The sequence below is a fragment of the Nocardiopsis sp. JB363 genome, assembly GCF_900143625.1.
Classification (GTDB): domain Bacteria; phylum Actinomycetota; class Actinomycetes; order Streptosporangiales; family Streptosporangiaceae; genus Nocardiopsis.
Genome location: NZ_FRFF01000169.1, coordinates 136,468 through 153,965 on the forward strand (window position 1 = coordinate 136,468; position 17,498 = coordinate 153,965).

A 17,498-nucleotide genomic window follows, 5' to 3' on the forward strand; every position below is an offset into this window, starting at 1 on the left:
CAAGGGACGACCATCCGCTTGCCCGGAGAGGGAACGGGTCCTAGGTTGGCGCGATCGGCGGAGTCGAGGAGAGGGAATGTCGTTGTACCGACTGCGTGAGTGGAACCGAGGGGACGCGGAGCGGCTGCTGGAGGCCTTCGCCTGGGAGGAGTTGGTCTGGCAGGAGCCCGGTGACGTCCCCCGTACCCCGGACCAGGCTCGGGAGTGGATCGAGTACCGGACCGAACTGGCCCGGGACGGTGACGTCCATGGGTTCGCGGTGGTGGACGGCCGGGACGAGGCACTGGGGCACGTGCAGATCTCGGTGACCAGCCGCAGACACGAACTGGGCTGGTTGGCCTTCTGGACGCATCCGGCGGAACAGGGGCGCGGGGTCGCGACGGTCGGGGCGCGGTTGGCCTCGCGGTTCGCGTTCGACGAATTGGGCCTGTTCCGGGTGGAGGCGGGGCACCGACTCGACAACCCGGGTTCGTGCCTGGCGCTGGGGCGTGCGGGGCTGCTGCCGGAGGGGACCGAGCGGGCCAAGCTGCGGTACGGCACCTCCCGCTACGACACCGCCTCGCACGCGCGTTTGGTGACCGACCCGGACACCTGGAACCCTGAGGGCCCCTGCAAGGACTGAACGGATGCACCCGACCCCGGACGGGGGCCGGGGTGACAAGACGGAAAGCGGGGCACGGCGATGGATTCGCCGTGCCCCGCGTCGTCCCCGGAGGAGCGTGGACTACTAGTCGTCCACGACGGTGATGCCGGAGTTGAAGTCGTTGTCGATGACGTTGCAGCCCTCGGAGCTGAAGCCCGCGAAGCTGATGACGTCGGCGCAGATCGGCACCGTGATGTTCTGGATGTCGGCGTTGTTGTCGGCCGCGGCGGTGCCGGTCATGGCGCCGAAGGCGAGGCCGGTGGCGAGGATGAGGCCGGAGAGGGCGGTGGTGCGCTTCATGGTGAGTGTTCCTTTTCGGTTCGCTGTGTGCAGGTGGTGACGGTGGCCGCGTGGAGCCGACCCGTATGACTACCGGGTGATCAGTCGCTGACCGCGAGGCCCGAGGTCGCGTCCCAGTCGACGACGTTGCAGCCGCTGGCGCTGACGCCGGAGGCCTTCAGGACGTCCAGGCAGATCGGGATGGTGATGTTCTGGATGTCGGCGTTGTTGTCGGCCGCGGCGGTGCCGGTGAAGGCGCCGAAGGCGAGGCCGGCAGCCAGGACAAAACCGGAAACCTTGGCAATACGGGACATCTGAGTCACCTTTCGGAAGTACAAAAACGGGGTGGTTGCGGCCGCCGTAATTAACTTAGCGTAGCTGTCCGTATGCTTGAAGTAGTTTCCCGGAAGATTCCAGAGTTTCCTTAGAGTTTCCTCGGCTTCTCGGGCGGCATGACCGACATGTCACCGCCTGATACCCCCATCGCGTTACACAACCGAAAGCACGACTAGAACAGGCTTCTGGCGAATGCATCGGAATCAGTAGCTGTCCGGCCATCGGAGGTCATGTCGGACGTACCGCGGGTGTGGGCACAAAAAAAGCCCGCACGGCGCATCGCCGTACGGGCTCGAAAATCCGGTGGGAGCTACCAGCCCTGCTGGCCGTATCCCGGGTACTGCTGGCCGTAGCCGGGCTGCTGCCCGTACCCCGGCTGCTGCTGACCGTATCCGGGGTACTGCTGCTGGTCGTACCCCGGGTACTGCTGCGGCTGGCCGTAACCCTGGCCGTGACCGGCGTAGGGGTCCGGCTGCTGCGCGCCCGTGGGGTAATGCGGGTAGGCGGGCTGCTGTCCCGACTGGTCCTGCGGCTGCTGAGGCTGCTGAGCCTCGGCATGGGTCGGCGCCTGCGCCTTCTGCGTCTCGGTGTCGGGGCGGAAGATGAACAGGCGGGAGGCCTGGGACTCCCCGCTCTCACTCGGGGTGATCAGTTCCAGGCGCCAGCCGGCCTCCTCGATCCCTTCGAGGATGCGGGTCAGCCCCGGACGCAGCTTGCTCGAAGCCTCGTCGTAGGCGTTGACCTCCAGCTGGACGATGAACATCCGGCGCTTCTGCTGCGCGGCGACCTTGGCGTGTTCGACGACCGTGCTGTCCCTGACGACCTGTGTGACGCTCATGAAAACCGTACCCATCTGCTCTGCGGAGCTGCTTCACCCGTCGGGGCTGTTCCCGGTCGTCCGCGTCCACCGTGGCGGGATTCCGCCGGGCTCCGAAACCATCATGCCTTCTATAGGTGCATCTGGCCACAGAATCCGAACGGATCCCCACCCCCCGCGATATGCGGATACGGCTCAACCGGAGGCGGCGCGGACGGCGTCGACGACGGGCGTCTCACCGTTCACCAGGTTGAGAACCCGGCCGACCGTTCCTGGTTCGTTCAAAAGAGCGACGATCACGGCGGCCACGTCCTCACGGGTCACCGTGTCGCGCTCCACGTCCTCGTCCAGGGCCACCAGACCGGTTCCGGGTTCGTCGGTCAGTCCCCCGGGACGCAGGATCGTCCAGTCCAGGTCGAGGTCGCGTTGGCGGAGGTCGTCGTCGGCGGCCTTCTTCGCCGCGACGTACGCCTTCCAGACCTCACCGGTGTCCTCCGGAACCGGTTTGTCCACGTTGATGGCCGACACCTGGACCAGGCGGCGAACCCCGGCGAGGGCGGCGGCGTCGGCGGTCAGCACCGCCGCCTTGTGGTCGACGGTCTCCTTACGAGCCGCACTGCTGCCCGGTCCGGCGCCGGCCGCGAACACCACGGCGTCGGCGCCCATGATCTTCTCGGTCAACTCGGTCACGGTGGCCTTTTCCAGGTCGATCACGACCGGCTCGGCCCCGGCGTCGGTGACGTCCTGGGAATGGTCGGGGTTACGGATGAGGGCCACAGGGGTGTCACCGCGGTCGGCCAACTGCCTGGCCAGTCGCAGCGCGATCTTCCCGTGTCCTCCGACGATGACGATTCGCATGGGGGCAGCGTATTGCCTTCCCTCGCGGAGGGGCCGGAGACCGCCCCGGGCGACGTCTGTGAACTTCTCGACGCCGCCCGGGGGAATAGCCGACCGGTCGCCCGGTCGGACCCCTAGTCCACGGTCCAGGTGTCGCCGCCGGCCAGCAGCGCGGCCAGCTCACCGTCGCCGTGCTCGGACCGCACGTCCTCGATCTGCTCGTTCAACAGGTCGTCGTAGGTGGGCCGGCGCACGTCTCGGAACACCCCGATCGGTACGTGCTCGAAGGCCGGACGGTCCAGCCGCGACAGCGCGAACGCGTAGCCGGGGTCCTCCCGGTGCGCGTCGTGGCGGATCAACCGCTCCTCGCCGACCTCGGCCACGTCCGCGACCTCCAGGCCGCCGAATTCGCCCGCGACCACACCGCGGTCCTGTCCCAGCCGCAGAGGTTCCCCGTGCTCCATCCGCAGCAGCCTCAGGTCGCGTGAGGTCGCGTCCTTCAGCGGCTCGAACGCGTCGTCGTTGAAGATCGGGCAGTTCTGGTAGATCTCCACGAACGACGCGCCGGGGTGGTCGGCGGCGGCCCGCAGCACCGACGTCAGGTGCTTGCGGTCCGAGTCCACCGTCCGCGCCACGAAGCCCGCCTCGGCGCCGAGTGCCAACGACAGCGGGTTGAACGGGTGGTCCAGCGACCCCACCGGCGAGGACTTGGTGATCTTCCCCGCCTCCGAGGTGGGGGAGTACTGGCCCTTGGTGAGCCCGTAGATCCTGTTGTTGAACAGGAGGATGTTGATGTTGACGTTGCGACGCAGCGCGTGGATGAGGTGGTTGCCGCCGATCGACAGTCCATCGCCGTCACCGGTGATCACCCACACCGACAGGTCCGGGCGGCTCGCCGCCAGCCCCGTCGCGATCGCCGGGGCACGCCCGTGGATCGAGTGCACGCCGTACGTGCTCAAGTAGTACGGGAACCGTGACGAGCAGCCGATCCCGGACACCATCACGATGTTCTCGCGCGGTACCCCCAGCTGCGGCAGGAAGGACTGGAACGCGGCCAGGATCGCGTAGTCGCCGCAGCCCGGGCACCAGCGCACCTCCTGGTCGGACTTGAAGTCCTTCATCTTGTACTGGGCGTCGGTCTTGGGCACCAGCCGCAACCCGGCGAGTCCGTCCTCGCCGTGAAGGTGCCCGGTTCCGTTCGGATTCTCAGTCACGGTCGATGACCTCCTGAAGCACACCCGCGAGCTCTTCGGCCTTGAAGGGAAGGCCGCGGACCTTGTTGTAACCGATGACGTCGACCAGGAAACGGCCGCGCAGCAGCAGCGACAGTTGGCCCAGGTTGATCTCGGGGACCACCACCCGGTCGTAGCTCCCGAGCACCTCGCCCAGGTTCGTGGGGAACGGGTTGAGGTGGCGCAGGTGGGCCTGCGCCACACGGCCGCCCGCCCGACGTACCCGACGCACCCCGGCGGTGATGGACCCGTAGGTGCCGCCCCAGCCCAGTACGAGCACCTTCGCGTCCCCGGTGGGGTCGGACACCTCCAGTTCGGGGATGTCCCGGGCGATGGCGTCGATCTTGGCCTGCCGGGTGCGGACCATCAGGTCGTGGTTGCCGGGGGTGTAGGAGATGTCGCCGCTCTGGGCGTGCTTCTCGATGCCGCCGATGCGGTGTTCCAACCCGGCCGTACCCGGAACCGCCCACGGGCGGGCCAGGGTGTCCTCGTCGCGAAGGTAGGGCAGATAGGTGTCGTCCGGGCCGTTCGGTTCGGTGGCGAACGCCGGTTCGATGACCGGCAGCCCCGCCACGTCCGGCAGCCGCCAGGGCTCGGAACCGTTGGCGAGGTAGCCGTCGGAGAGCACCACCACCGGCGTCCGGTACTTCACCGCCAAACGGGCGGCCTCGATCGCCGCGTCGAAGCAGTCCGCGGGGGAAGAGGGCGCCACCACCGGGACGGGGGACTCGCCATTGCGCCCGTACATGGCCATCAGCAGGTCGGTCTGCTCGGTCTTGGTGGGCATGCCGGTGCTCGGGCCGGCGCGCTGTACGTCCACGATGATCAGGGGCAGTTCCGTCATCACGGCCAGCCCCACGGTCTCCTGCTTGAGCACCATGCCGGGGCCGGAGGTGGTGGTCACCCCGAGGGAACCGCCGAACGAGGCGCCCAGGGCCGCGCCGACTCCCGCGATCTCGTCCTCGGCCTGGAAGGTCCGCACCCCGAACCGCTTGTGCTTGGACAGCTCGTGCAGGATGTCCGAGGCCGGGGTGATCGGGTAGGAGCCCAGGAACAAGGGGAGCCCGGAACGCTCGGACCCGGCGATGAGCCCGTAGGCCATGGCCAGGTTCCCGGTGATGTTCCGGTAGGTGCCGGAGGGAAGCCTGGCCGGTTTGATCTCGTAGGAGACCGCGAAGTCCTCGGTGGTCTCCCCGAAGTTCCACCCCGCCTGGAAGGCCGTGAGGTTGGCGTCGAGGATGTCCGGCTTGCTCGCGAACTTCGACTTCAGGAACGAGGTCGTCCCCTCGGTGGGGCGGTTGTACATCCAGGACAGCAGACCCAGGGCGAACATGTTCTTCGCGCGCTGGGCATCCTTCTTGGAGATGTCGGAGTCGGCCAGTGCCGCCACCGTCATCGAGGTCAACCCCACCGCGCTGACCTTGTACCCGTCGAGGGTCCCGTCGGTGAGCGGGTCGGAGACGTAGCCGACCTTGGTCAGGCTGCGCTTGGTGAACTCGTCGGTGTTGACGATGATCGTGGCGCCCCGGGGAACGTCGTCGAGGTTGGCCTTGAGGGCGGCCGGGTTCATCGCCACCAGCACGTCCGGGGCGTCCCCCGGGGTCACGATGTCATGGTCGGCGAAGTGCAACTGGAAACTGGAGACGCCGGGAAGGGTGCCGGCCGGGGCGCGGATCTCCGCCGGGAAGTTCGGCAGGGTCGACAGGTCGTTGCCGAACGACGCGGTCTCCTGGGTGAATCGGTCACCGGTCAACTGCATGCCGTCGCCGGAGTCGCCGGCGAAGCGGATGATGACGCGGTCGAGCTGTTCGATCTGTTTGGCCACTGAGATCGACGACCTCCTCGGTGGGCCGCCGGTCGTGGAGGCGGCGGCGCTCGGGTGTCCACCCCCGTACGGACCGCACCGTCGCGGGCCGGCTGCCAAGGTCGGGGACGGGGACTTCTGTCATGGCCCCCACACGCGCCGGGTGCGCCAACCCGGTGCGGCGTGTGCGGTGCGGGTACCGCGGCCGGGTCGCACGTGGTCGCCGACCTTCAACGACACGGCCCACCACTCACCGAAAGGACGGAACTCTCCCGCCCCCTCGGTACGCGAAGTGACAAGGGCCACGTTCGCACTATAGGTCGTCGATCCCGGGCAGAGGCCGCTCGGGTGGCGATTGTCACATGCGCCTGTCCTCCCCGCGGGCACGCCGCTGACCGAGAGGGTCGGACACCGACCGGTCACTTGGGGAACGCGAGACGTCGACCCGCACGTTTGTCACCATGTACGCATCAAAAGCCGGACACCGGCGAACAGCGGGAGGGAGGGCGCGTGCACGTCAACGCGGTCCGTGCGGTCGGCCTGTTCGCCGGAGTCTCGGCGCTCATCGTCGTGGTCGGCTGGTTCTGCGGCGCACAGAAGGGCGTCCAGATCGCGGTCGCCCTGGTGCTGTGCGCGGGGATCCTCGTCTACCTGTTCGGGGAGTCCCTGGCGTTGCGGGCGATGCGGGCCCGACCGGTCAGCGAGATCGAACGCCCCGAGCTGTACCGGATCGTCCGGGAGCTCGCCACCGCCGCCAAACAACCGATGCCGAAGCTGTACCTGGCTCCGGTGCGCACGCCCAACGCCTTCGCCACCGGGGGCAGCCCGCGCCGGGCGTCCCTGTGCTGCACGACCGGGTTGCTGCGCATCCTCGACGAACGCGAGCTGCGCGGGGTGATCGCCCATGAACTGGCGCACATCCGATCGCACGACACACTGCTCAGTTCGGTCGCGGCGACGCTGACCGCCCTCATCACCGCGCTGACCCTGGTGACCTTCCTGCTGCCGTTGGGGGAGTCCGAGGAGACGGACATGCCCAATCTGCTGGGAGGGCTGATGCTGGCCGTATTGGCGCCCCTCGCGGCCGTGATCGTCTACTGCGGGGTGGGCCGCGCCCGTGAGTTCCGTGCCGACGAGCAGGCCGCCGAGCTCACCGGGGACCCGCTGGCGCTCGCCAACGCGCTGCGCAAGCTGGAGTCCGGCAATCGGGCCTTCCCACTGCCCCGCGAACGGGTGCTGTTGGCCACGGCGCACCTGATGACGACCAACCCGTTCCACGGTCCGATGGGCCGGTTGTTCTCGGCGCACCCACCGATCGCCGAGCGCGTCCAACGCCTGTGCGCGCTGCCCCGCAAGTGGGACCTGGGCTGAACACGACGACGGCCGCCCACCGAAGTGGACGGCCGTGGGGTGGTTCGGTCGTGCGTCAGCGGTAGTTCACGAACTGGAGCGCCAGGTCGAAGTCCTTCTCCTTGATGAGGGTCATGGCGTTCTGGAGGTCGTCCTTCTTCTTGGAGCTGACCCGCAGTTCGTCGCCCTGGATCTGCGCCTTGATCCCCTTGGGGCCCTCGTCGCGGATGAGCTTGGAGATCTTCTTGGCGTCCTCGGTGGTGATGCCCTCCTTGAGGTTCACCGGGAGGCGGTACTCCTTGCCGGAGGGCTTGGGCTCCTCGGTGGTGTCCAGGACCTTCAGGGAGATCTTGCGCTTGATCAGCTTCTCCTTGAAGACCTCCAGGGCGGCGGTGGCGCGCTCCTCGGAGCCGCTCTTGATCTCGATGCCGTTCTCGCCCTGCCAGGCGATGGTGGTCCCGGTGCCCTTGAAGTCGAACCGCTGGGCCAGCTCCTTGGCCGTCTGGTTCAGGGCGTTGTCGACCTCCTGACGGTCGAGCTTGGACACCACGTCGAAACTGGATTCGGCGGCCACGTACTCTCACACCCCGCTAGATCTCGTGGGTCACGGGCGATGCCCGTGCACGTCTGCTCCGGCCCCGGTGCGGGCCGGGTTCAGAGCTTAGCCGCGCCCCGCTCGGCGTGCCCGAAGTCCCTGGTGAGGGACGCGCCCGGGGAACCGATTTCAGGTTCGGGCCGATCATCCGCTATTGTCATTCATGCGCAGCGACGCACGCGTCGCCGCAGCCCAGGCAGGTTGCCCGAGCGGCCAATGGGAGCGGACTGTAAATCCGTCGGCTTATGCCTTCGAAGGTTCGAATCCTTCACCTGCCACACAGGGGAACGAAGCCCCCGGTACCTATGGTGCCGGGGGCTTCGTCGTGTTCGGGGTGGGGTGCCCGGCGACCACGGGTGATTCGGGCGGTCGCGAAGACATCACGCAGAGGCCACAGTGTGATCACTGTGCGTGATTTTCCTGGGGTGGGGTGTGGCCGGGGCGCGCTGATAAATCAGCGCATTGTCGTATTTGATATGCCGGGCGAAAAGAATTGATCCGGCAATATGGACAAAATGCCTTCCGAGTTTCGGCGTTGACAAAAAAGAGGGGCCGGATAATGATTGCCTCAGTCCACCGCGACACAGGTGCAAGAAGCGCCTGCGTCTTTTTCTGTCAATGCCTCGCATGATTTCTCGGGGGAAACATGATCAAGAAGCTGACCGCTGCTGGCCTGGTCGCTGGTGCCGCGATGGGCGCGCTCCTCATGGGAGCTCCCGCGCACGCTTCGCACGGTGGTGACCAGCAGTTCAACCAGAACCTGCAGTTGGTTCCGGTTCAGTCCTGCAACCTGACCGGCAGCGTCGGTCTGGTCGCCGTCACCGTGCCGATCCTGTCGCCGCAGACCACGGGCGACTGCGTGAACGGCCCCGTCGGCACCAACATCAGCTAATTCCGGCAATCGGTCCGACCGATACGCTACCTCAAACTTTTTCGAAAGGTAATTCAATGCTGCGTAAGCTCGGCGTTGCCGGCCTCGTCGCTGGTGCCGCTTTCTCCGCCATTCTGGCCGCCTCCCCGGCGTCCGCCTCGCACGGTGGCGACCAGCAGTACAACCAGAACCTGCAGGCCGTCCCGGTGCAGCTGTGCAACACCAGCGCCGCCGTGGGCCTGGTCGGTGTGAACGTGCCGATCCTGTCGCCGCAGACCACGGGCGACTGCGTCAACGGTCCCATCAGCACCAACATCGACTAGGAGAGTCCCCACAATGCGCAAGTTCACCGCAGCCACCGCCATCGCCGGTCTCGCCTTCGGCGCCATGCTCGCCGCCGCTCCGGCGTCCGCCTCGCACGGTGGCGACCAGCAGTACAACCAGAACCTGCAGGCCGTCCCGGTCCAGCTGTGCAACACCAGCTGGCCGTCGGTCTCCTCGCCGGTGTCAACGCGCCGATCCTGTCGCCGCAGACCACGGGCGACTGCGTCAACGGCCCCATCAGCACCAACATCGACTAGGGGACCGTAGATGCTGCGCAAGTTCACGGCCGCCACCGCCATCGCCGGTATCGCGATGGGCGCGATGCTCGCGACCACTCCGGCCTTCGCCTCGCACGGTGGCGACCAGCAATTCAACCAGAACCTGCAGTTGGTTCCGGTGCAGCTGTGCAACACCGAGCTGGCCGTCGGCCTGGTCGGCGCCAACGTGCCGATCCTGTCGCCGCAGACCGCCGGTGACTGCGTCAACGGCCCGACGAGCACCAACATCGACCACGACCGTGGCGATGAGGGTGACGAGGACGACAAGGGCTACGGCTACTACTAGTAGCCCGAGTCCGACGGGGTCGATCCGGCCCCGGTGACGGAACAGAGTTGTTCGAAGGCCCCTCGGCGTGTGCCGAGGGGCCTTCCCTGTTTCCGTCGCGATGATGGAGGGTGAGACCCAGGAGGCGATATGAAGCGTGCACTACTGATCGGCGCGGTCCTGGCACTGGCGCTCTCCGCCTGTGGCGACCAGGACGAGCCGGACCGGGACGACGCCCCGGCCGAGGACGGCAACGGTGGCGAGGACCGTGACCGCGACGACCACGACGACCGTGACGACGACGACCGTGACGACGACGGTGACGCGGCGACCCAGGGGGACGTCCAGGTCCTCAACTTCTACGGCGACGAGGCCGGCTTCGACGAGCAGCGACCCACGGAGTACGTGGCCACCGAGTTCACCACCTTCACCGACATGGAGTGGGACGAGTGGGACGAGGGTCGAGCCCGCGGGGACGGAGAGGTCGTGGGCACCTGGTGCATGGACCAGGGGTGCCAGGACGACCCCTATGACGTCGACGTGGAACTCGGCGACCCCGTCGACGTCGACGGCACCATGTACTTCTCCACGTACACGATCACCGATTACGACGACGACATGCCCGAAGAGACCCGCGAGGCGTTCGATCAGGCCGACGAAGGCAAGCTCGGAGTCCCGCAGTGAGGGTGGGCGGTGAGAGTGCACCGTGAGCGGTGCGCGGTAGTGGTCCCGTGGTGAGGTGACGTCGAAGTGTTCCCCCGCGCTTCGCAGAATCCTTACAAACGCCACAGTTGGGACATAATCCCTGTTCAGGGCGGGTGATGGAGAGCCTCTTCGGGGGTGGAGGGGGCCGAACCGGGCGTGGCGGGCCCGAGAGGTCTCTAGTCTGCTGAGTTGTGGGACTCAACCAGTGGATGAACGACCGCGCGGACGATCGACAGGGCAACGGCAACAGGCCGGTGCCACGGTACGGCCGTGCCGCTTTGCTGCGTCTGGCCACCTGGTTCGAGGAGGCCGAACCGGATCGCGCCGAAGCTCTGGCCACCGCGGCCTTCGCCCTCCACCCCGCCCGTCAGCTCGAAGGACGCGTCGACGACGGGGTCGCGGCGACCACCAGTTGGTGGCAGGCGGAACCCGATCGCAGCACCGTCACCGAGCACCCCGGCGCCCGCCCTCCCGAACCGGTCCGCGACCACCGCGCCCAACAGGCGCGCCTTCGGGACGCCGCCGAGTCCTCGGCGCACTGGCGCCGAGCGGGCGCCGAGCAGATCCGTTCCCTGTTGGCCCGACCCACGGCCGACGAGGCTCGACTGGACCTGTCCGGCGCCGGCATGGAGGTCCTCATGGAGCTCCTCACCGCGGCGTTGGGCTCGGGCGACGCGGCTCGGCGGCCCACCTCCGCCGGCGACCTGGAGTTCGGTCTGCGCCTGCACGTGATCGCGGCGCCCGGAGCCGAGGTCACCGTCCGGGGCGAGGGCGGCGACCTGAGCCTGGAGGGGCTGCGCCTGTGCGTGACCCCCTACGGTCAGCACTTCGTGGACGTCCCCGCCCCGAAGGGACGAGTGGGCGTCCCGAACCCGACGGAACCCGTTTCGGACATCCCGGAACCGGTCGAACCGGCCCCGACCGAACCTCCCTCGGTGGAAACCCCGCGCACCGGACCACCGCACGCCGGGACCCCGCACGCCGGGTCTCCGGGCGAGCACACCCCACATGCCCCTGTCGGGGAGCCGGCCCTCACCGATAACCTCCCCGGACCGGACTCGGACACCGAGGACACCGGTCCCATCGAGATCACCACGCAAAAACCCTGGACGCGGAGGTGGGGGTGATGGAGACGAACGCCTACAGCGAGGACGCCGCCCTCATCGGGGAACGGCAGGCCGCCGCACGCGCCCTCATGGCCCACCCGCTGCTCGGCCGTGACGCGCACCCGGCAGAGTTCTCCCTGGTGCGCTCGCACAACGAGTGGCTGGTCCAACGCTTCCAACGTGTGCTCGGTTACGAGCTCACCGTCGCCGAAGACCACGCCCGCCTGGTCAAGCGCGGCCTCGTCGACGAGGTCACCGGACCGATCACCCGCGCGGACGGCTCCCGACTCACCCCCCGGGCCCTCACCTACCTCGCCCTGACCCTCGCGGTCCTGGTCGAGCGGGACGGCCCCGTCACGGTGCGCTCCCTGGCGGCCACCGTGCGCGCGACCGCCCACGAGGCGGGCATCGACGCCGACCCCACCCGAGGCCTGGGCGAACGCCGCTCCTACTGCGCGGCCCTGCTCCGCCTGATCGACCTCGGCGCGCTCACCGAGACCTCCGGCACCGTCGGCGCCCATCAAGCCGACGCCGCCGTCGACGCCGAGCTCACCCCCCACACCGAGGCCCTGCGTTCGGTCGCCGCCCACCTGCCCCGGGCCGGTACCGACGCCGACACCTTCCTCGCCGAGGCCGCCGACCCCGATCCCGAGAGCGACCAGGCGGGGGAGGTCGCCCTGCGCCGCCTGCTCGCCGAGACCGCCGTCGTCCACCGGGAGGAGCTCCCGGACCGGCAGCGCGACCGGCTCGCCGCCCACCAGTGGCGGGCCGCCTCGGCCCTGGGCAACCTGCTGGGCTGCGACACCGAGATCCGCGCCGAGGGTGTGGTACTGGTCATGCCCGACGAGGCGACGGCCCGTCCGCGCTTCCCCTCCGACGACCCGATCGGCCACACGGCCCTGGCCTTGATCCGCCACCTCTCCGGTCTGCTGAACCCCGGCCGCCCGACCACGTCCGTGCCCGTCCCCGAACGGGAACTCCAGGTCGCCTTGGAGGCTCTGGGCGGGACCGACGCACCGGTGCGCGCGGAGTGGGCGCGCACCGCGGGACCGGAGATCCCCGAACCCGAACGTCTCTTCGCCCTCGTCCTGGAGCTCCTCGCAGGGCTCGGTCTGCTCCGGGGCGCCCCCGGGGCCAGACGGCTGACGGCCGCCGCCGCGAGATACGGCGCGGAAGTGGACGATCGCGTCCCCCGGATCCAGGACAATGGCGAGGACACCCGGACACATCCCGAAGACCGGACCGACCCCGAACAACCGCGTGGGTCCGGTCGACAGGAGCCCGAACCCCGGGATGAAGCCGGGGACGAACCCGGGGAGGAACCCCGGGACGAGCCTCGAAACGACCTCGACCGGGTGGCGTCCGTGCTGCAAGCGGTGGCGAACGAGAAGGTGAGCGCGACCAGTGGTGACACAGGAGACGAGCGAGACCCACGGGAAGGCTCCGGCTGACCCCGCCCCCACTCCCCGCTACCGTCTCGAACGCGCGGGTATCCGGAACGTCTGGCAGTACGACGACCACATCCTGGACTTCGCCGAGGGGCGGTTGCTGCTGCGCGGTCGCAACGGCGCGGGCAAGTCCAAGGCCCTGGAGATGCTGCTGCCGTTCCTGTTGGACGGGGACATGCGGCGTCTGGACACCACCGGCACCAACCGCACGAGCCTGCGCTGGTTGATGGCCGACGGTCCTCGCGCGGGCCGCGTCCCGGCCGAGGAGGAGACCGGACCCGACCTGCTCGGAGGCCCGGCGACCCCCGCCATCGGCGAGTCCGACGAGACGCCCCCGGGCGGCATCGGACCCACGCCCGCCACCACCGCCTCCGGCGACGGCGAGGCGGCCCCCGGGCCCGCCACCCGTCTGGGTTACCTGTGGGTGGAGTTCACCACGGCCCGAGGGGACCGCGGCCTGGACGCCGCGGCCCACGCCGGCACCGGGCCCAACTCCGCGTCCGCACTGCTCGCGGCGCAGTCCGAACCCGTCGAGGAGATCGAACCGGAGGGCGAGGCGCCCCGCTACCTCACCCTGGGCGCGGCCGTCCTGGCGGTGGGCGACTCCGACCCGCGCTGTGTCTTCTTCGTCACCGAACGCCGGGTCGGGCACGACCTGGAACTGGTCGTCGACGGCCGCCCCAAGCCCGTGGACCGGCTGCGTTCGGAGATCGGCGCGGACAACTGCTTCACCAGCGCCGTCCCCTACCGGGCGCGGGTGATGCGGGACCTGTTCGGCATCGACGACTCCGTCCGCTACCGCAACCTCATCCACCTGCTCTATCGCCTGCGCCGCCCCACCATCGGCGACCGTCTGGAGGCCGGCGAACTCGTCGGAGTGCTCTCCGAGGCCCTGCCGCCCATGGACGAGTCCGTCCTGGACGAGGTGGCCCGCAACATCGCCGACCTCGAACAGGCCCGCGCGGAGAAGAACGCCCTCACCGAGGCGGGCGGCGGCATCGCCGAGTTCCTCACCGACTACCACGGTTACCTGGTGCACGCCCTGCGCGCCCGCGTCGCCGAGGTCCGAGAGCAACTCGACGCCCGTGACCGGCGTGTGGAGGAGACCGACCGGCTGCGCGCCGAACTCGACGCGCTCATCACGGACGAGAGCCAGGTCGCCGAGGAACGCGACCAGGCCCGTCGCACCCGCGACACCGCCGAGGCCGACGATGGGACCCTTGCCTCGGCCCAGAGCGAAGCGGCAACGGCCACCGTCAACGAACGTCGCGCCTACGACGCCGCCGTGGGCGCCTACATCCGTGCCGCCGAGGCCGCCTGGGCCGCGGCGGAACACGCCGCCACCACCGAGGACCACGCGATCGAGCGGCTGGGCGAGGACGTCTCCGCCGTCGAACGGTCCCTCGACGTCCTGCGACAGACCCACGCCGAGGCCGGTCGAGCCGCCACCGCCGCCGGCCTCGACCCGCGAACGCTGGGACGGATCCCCGACACCCGTACCACCGTGCACTCCCCCCGGGAGAGCACCACCCGGGTGGACCTCCAAGGTCTCGAACAGGCCGTGGAACGCGCCCCCGTCGACGGCATCGACCTCGACGACCTGCGCGAGAACCTGGGCCGGCTGCACGACCGGCTCACCGGCGCGGCCGACACCGCGGCCGACCGCACCGACCATGCCGCCCGCCTCACCGGGCTGACCAGCGCGGAGGCCGCCGCCGACCGCCGTCTGGTCGCCCTGACCAGCGAGTCCGAGAGCGCTCAGGCGACCCTCGAACACACCCACACCCGGGAACAGGACGCCATCGCCGGGTTGCGCGAACAGAGCGCCGCCTACGCCGAGGGCGTCCGTACCTGGGCCGCGCGTCTGCGCGACTCCAGCCACGCGCACGCCCTGGGCGACGCGATCCACGACCTGGAGGGCAGCGTGGAGCTGCCCATCTCCGACGCACTGCGCGTGCTGGACCCCGGTGTGCCCGTCAAGGTCGCCCGCCTGGCCCACACCGCCGTCGACCCGCTCCTGGAGGAGCTGCGCGCCCGGCGCGACGTGGCCGTCAACGAGGAGGGCCAGCTCGCCGACGAACTCGCCGATCTCGCCGAGCGCAAGGCCAAGAACACCGACGCCGCCCCCGAACGCCCGGCCTGGGCCACCTACCAGCGCCCGGATTCCGACGGCGTCCCCTTCCACCTCGCCGTCGACTTCGCCAACGGGCTGACCACCCGCGAACAGGCCGGGCTTGAAGCCGCCCTGGAGGCCAGCGGGCTGCTCTCCGGGTGGATCCGCTCCGACGGGACCCTGTACGACCCCGACACTCGCGACCTCATGATCACCCCGGCCCGTCCCGCCAAGGGCCGCACCCTCTTCGACGTGCTCGTGCCCGTCGCCGTCCCCGACCGCGGCGTCGACAACGACAACCTGCGCGCCCTGCTCGGCTCCATCGCCCTGGGCTCGGAGTCGACCGGTGGCTCCGAGGACACCGAGGCCAAGCATCGTCGGGACAGCTCCGTGGCCACCGTCAGCTCCATGTCGCTCTCCGGCGGCTGGCGCCTGGGCGTGGCCTCCGGCGCCCACTCCAAGACCGAACCGGAGTACATCGGCGAGGCCGCCCGCAAACGCGCCCGCGACCGCCAGACCGCCAATACCGACCGTCGTATGGACATCGCCGAGGCCCTCCTCGCCGAGGCGGGCGAACGACGTTGGGCGGTGGAGCACTCCTACTCCGAACTCCTGGAGGTCTCCCGGGACCTGCCGGACCCCTCACCGCTCGTCCGCGCCTGGGCCACCCTCGACGTGGCCCGCATCGACGTCGCCGCGGCCCGTCGCGCGCACGACACCGCCCGGTCCACCGCCGACGACGCCCGCACCGAACTCCTCGACATCCGCCGTCGTCTGTCGGACGCCGCCGGGGCGGAGGGGCTGCCCACCGCACGCGCCGAACTCGACAGCGTCCTGCGGGCCATGGACCACCTCCGCGTCCTCATCGCCTCGGCCCTGCGCGACCTGGAGGTCCTCGCCTGGCAGTTGGCCGATCACGAACGCCACGTCACGGCCTGGAACCGCACCCGCTCGGCGCGTCTGGTCGCCGAGGACGCCCGGGCCGGCGCGATCGACGACATGATCACCGTGCGCCGCCAGTTCGAACTGGGAGATCGTGCCCGCGGGGTGCCCGGGGAACAGATCGAGGCCGCCCGGGACCAGGTGCGGGCCCGCGCACAGGAGGCCACCGAACGTCTCCCCGAGCTCGAACGCCGCGCCCAACAGGCCCGCGATGATCGGGTGGCCGCCGAGGCGCGCCTGGAGGCGGCCACGGCCGAACGCGCGGAACAGGTCCGTCGTGCCCTCGCCACTGGAGAGAACCTGGTCGGCGCGGTCACCATCGTCGGCGACCCCTCGGGCAAGGCCGTCAAGGGCGCCGAGGACACCGTCCCCGACGCCGTCCTGCTGCGCGCCGCCGGGTTGGAGGACTGCGCCGCCGACGACGGTCCGCTGCCTCGTTACCTGGCCGCCCTGGAGACCGGAGCCGACACCGAACCCGTCGGCCCCGACGCACGCCTGGACCTCCTCGCCGACTTCGTCGAACGGATCGAGACGGGTCTCGCCGCGCAGGACGACGTCCCCGAGGTCGACGACAGCGGCGTCCTCGGCAGCCGCGAGGACCTCCAGCGCCTCCTCACCTCCGTGGGCTGGGCACAGACCCGCACCGAACTCACCGAACCCCGCGGCGTCAAACGCCTCACTGTCCACGACGAGGACGGGGACCACGACGTCACCGCCTACGCGGAGCACGTCGCCGCGTCCGTGGCCAAGGCCGAGGAGACCGTCGCCATCGCGGAGGAGGAGGCTTTCGAACGCCACCTGCTCGGTGAGCTCGCCGGACACCTGTCCCGCCAGGTCGACGAGGCCCGCGCCCTCATCGCCACCATGAACGACGTCCTCAAGGACGTCACCACCTCCGCCGGTCTCGGCGTGCGCCTGGACTGGAGCCTGGCCCCCGACGCCGGCGCCGACATCGAGGCGGTCGTTCCGTTGCTGGCCACCCCGCCGGAGGAACGCACCCGCGTCCAGACCACCCGTCTACGCGACGCGCTGCGCCGCTGCATCGAGGCGATCCGCCGACTGGACCCGACCGCCACCGGCGGCGCCCAACTGCGCGCGGCCCTCGACTACCGGTCCTGGTTCACGTTCACCGTGTACGTCACCGACTCCGCGGGCGACGAACGCCGTCTGGGTCACCGCACCGCCCTCAGCCAGGGCGAACAGCGGGTGGTCGCCTACCTGGTGCTGTTCGCCGCGGCCGCCGCCCACTTCGACGCCCTCGCGGCCCGAGCACCCTGGGCGCCCCGTCTGATCCTGCTGGACGACGCGTTCGCCAAGGTCGACGAACCCACCCACGGAAGGCTTCTCGGCCTACTGGTCGAACTCGACCTCGACTTCGTGCTGACCTCGGAACGGGTCTGGGGTTGCTTCGCGAGCGTGCCCAGCCTCAACATCTATGAGTGTCTGCGCGACCCCAACGTGCCGGGGATCGCGACCCTGCACTTCACTTGGGACGGGAGTCGGAGGAAACTCGTCGGAGTGTGATCCGCGTCGCTCGTTGTGGGCATCACCAG

At 69.6% G+C, this 17,498-nt stretch carries 16 protein-coding genes, 1 tRNA gene and 1 pseudogene; 11 read left to right on the forward strand and 7 right to left on the reverse strand.

The window, feature by feature from the left end; translation table 11 throughout:
- Window positions 1-82 precede the first annotated feature (82 nt).
- Window positions 83-622, forward strand: coding sequence for a GNAT family N-acetyltransferase (locus BQ8420_RS26585; protein WP_087102518.1), 540 nt, complete (start codon window positions 83-85; stop codon window positions 620-622).
- 105 nt (window positions 623-727) lie between these two features.
- Here the strand turns inward: BQ8420_RS26585 and BQ8420_RS26590 are convergent, their stop codons facing one another.
- From BQ8420_RS26590 to BQ8420_RS26615, 6 genes are all read right to left on the reverse strand, one after another.
- Complete coding sequence (locus tag BQ8420_RS26590) at window positions 728-943, reverse strand: hypothetical protein (RefSeq protein WP_087102377.1); 216 nt, start codon at window positions 941-943, stop codon at window positions 728-730.
- An 80-nt stretch (window positions 944-1,023) separates the two neighbouring features.
- Window positions 1,024-1,236 (reverse strand): hypothetical protein, encoded by a 213-nt coding sequence (locus tag BQ8420_RS26595; RefSeq protein WP_087102380.1) that lies wholly within the window; start codon window positions 1,234-1,236, stop codon window positions 1,024-1,026.
- A gap of 332 nt (window positions 1,237-1,568) precedes the next feature.
- Window positions 1,569-2,096 (reverse strand): hypothetical protein, encoded by a 528-nt coding sequence (locus BQ8420_RS26600; RefSeq protein ID WP_087102520.1) that lies wholly within the window; start codon window positions 2,094-2,096, stop codon window positions 1,569-1,571.
- Window positions 2,097-2,270: 174 nt separating this feature from the next.
- Complete coding sequence (locus tag BQ8420_RS26605) at window positions 2,271-2,933, reverse strand: NAD(P)H-binding protein (RefSeq protein WP_087102382.1); 663 nt, start codon at window positions 2,931-2,933, stop codon at window positions 2,271-2,273.
- Window positions 2,934-3,046: 113 nt separating this feature from the next.
- Window positions 3,047-4,126, reverse strand: coding sequence for a 2-oxoacid:ferredoxin oxidoreductase subunit beta (locus tag BQ8420_RS26610; protein WP_087102384.1), 1,080 nt, complete (start codon window positions 4,124-4,126; stop codon window positions 3,047-3,049).
- Window positions 4,119-5,969, reverse strand: coding sequence for a 2-oxoacid:acceptor oxidoreductase subunit alpha (locus tag BQ8420_RS26615; RefSeq protein ID WP_087102386.1), 1,851 nt, complete (start codon window positions 5,967-5,969; stop codon window positions 4,119-4,121). Before BQ8420_RS26615 ends, BQ8420_RS26610 begins: the two co-directional genes overlap by 8 nt.
- A 489-nt stretch (window positions 5,970-6,458) precedes the next feature.
- Between BQ8420_RS26615 and BQ8420_RS26620 the strand changes: the two genes are divergently transcribed.
- Window positions 6,459-7,319, forward strand: coding sequence for a M48 family metalloprotease (locus BQ8420_RS26620; protein WP_087102389.1), 861 nt, complete (start codon window positions 6,459-6,461; stop codon window positions 7,317-7,319).
- 55 nt (window positions 7,320-7,374) lie between these two features.
- On the opposite strand, the gene BQ8420_RS26625 is transcribed toward BQ8420_RS26620, so the two are convergent.
- Window positions 7,375-7,872 carry a YajQ family cyclic di-GMP-binding protein gene (locus tag BQ8420_RS26625; RefSeq protein WP_087102391.1) on the reverse strand — a complete coding sequence of 166 codons (498 nt, stop codon included), beginning with the start codon at window positions 7,870-7,872 and terminating at the stop codon, window positions 7,375-7,377.
- A 216-nt stretch (window positions 7,873-8,088) separates the two neighbouring features.
- Between BQ8420_RS26625 and BQ8420_RS26630 the strand changes: the two genes are divergently transcribed.
- The 9 genes and pseudogenes from BQ8420_RS26630 (at window position 8,089) to BQ8420_RS26670 (ending at window position 17,469) form a co-directional block, all read left to right on the forward strand.
- Window positions 8,089-8,171, forward strand: a tRNA-Tyr gene (locus tag BQ8420_RS26630).
- Between the two features lie 368 nt (window positions 8,172-8,539).
- Entirely contained in the window at window positions 8,540-8,785 is a 246-nt protein-coding gene (locus BQ8420_RS26635) for a hypothetical protein (RefSeq protein ID WP_017578673.1), read from the forward strand.
- Between the two features lie 56 nt (window positions 8,786-8,841).
- A complete protein-coding gene (locus tag BQ8420_RS26640; RefSeq protein ID WP_087102393.1) occupies window positions 8,842-9,087 on the forward strand; it encodes a hypothetical protein in 246 nt (81 codons plus the stop codon).
- 13 nt (window positions 9,088-9,100) lie between these two features.
- Window positions 9,101-9,345 (forward strand): annotated as a pseudogene (locus BQ8420_RS26645) (hypothetical protein).
- 10 nt (window positions 9,346-9,355) lie between these two features.
- A complete protein-coding gene (locus BQ8420_RS26650; RefSeq protein ID WP_087102395.1) occupies window positions 9,356-9,652 on the forward strand; it encodes a hypothetical protein in 297 nt (98 codons plus the stop codon).
- Between the two features lie 129 nt (window positions 9,653-9,781).
- On the forward strand, window positions 9,782-10,315 hold the full coding sequence (locus BQ8420_RS26655; protein WP_200816104.1) for a hypothetical protein: 534 nt from the start codon (window positions 9,782-9,784) through the stop codon (window positions 10,313-10,315).
- A gap of 212 nt (window positions 10,316-10,527) precedes the next feature.
- Window positions 10,528-11,463 carry a DUF2397 family protein gene (locus BQ8420_RS26660; RefSeq protein ID WP_087102397.1) on the forward strand — a complete coding sequence of 312 codons (936 nt, stop codon included), beginning with the start codon at window positions 10,528-10,530 and terminating at the stop codon, window positions 11,461-11,463.
- Complete coding sequence (locus BQ8420_RS26665; RefSeq protein WP_087102524.1) at window positions 11,463-12,893, forward strand: TIGR02678 family protein; 1,431 nt, start codon at window positions 11,463-11,465, stop codon at window positions 12,891-12,893. The genes BQ8420_RS26660 and BQ8420_RS26665 overlap by 1 nt, the downstream gene beginning before the upstream one ends.
- The gene (locus BQ8420_RS26670; RefSeq protein ID WP_087102399.1) at window positions 12,847-17,469 is read left to right on the forward strand and encodes an SbcC/MukB-like Walker B domain-containing protein; all 4,623 of its coding nucleotides are present in this window, start codon (window positions 12,847-12,849) and stop codon (window positions 17,467-17,469) included. Before BQ8420_RS26665 ends, BQ8420_RS26670 begins: the two co-directional genes overlap by 47 nt.
- The last annotated feature ends 29 nt before the right edge of the window (window positions 17,470-17,498 follow it).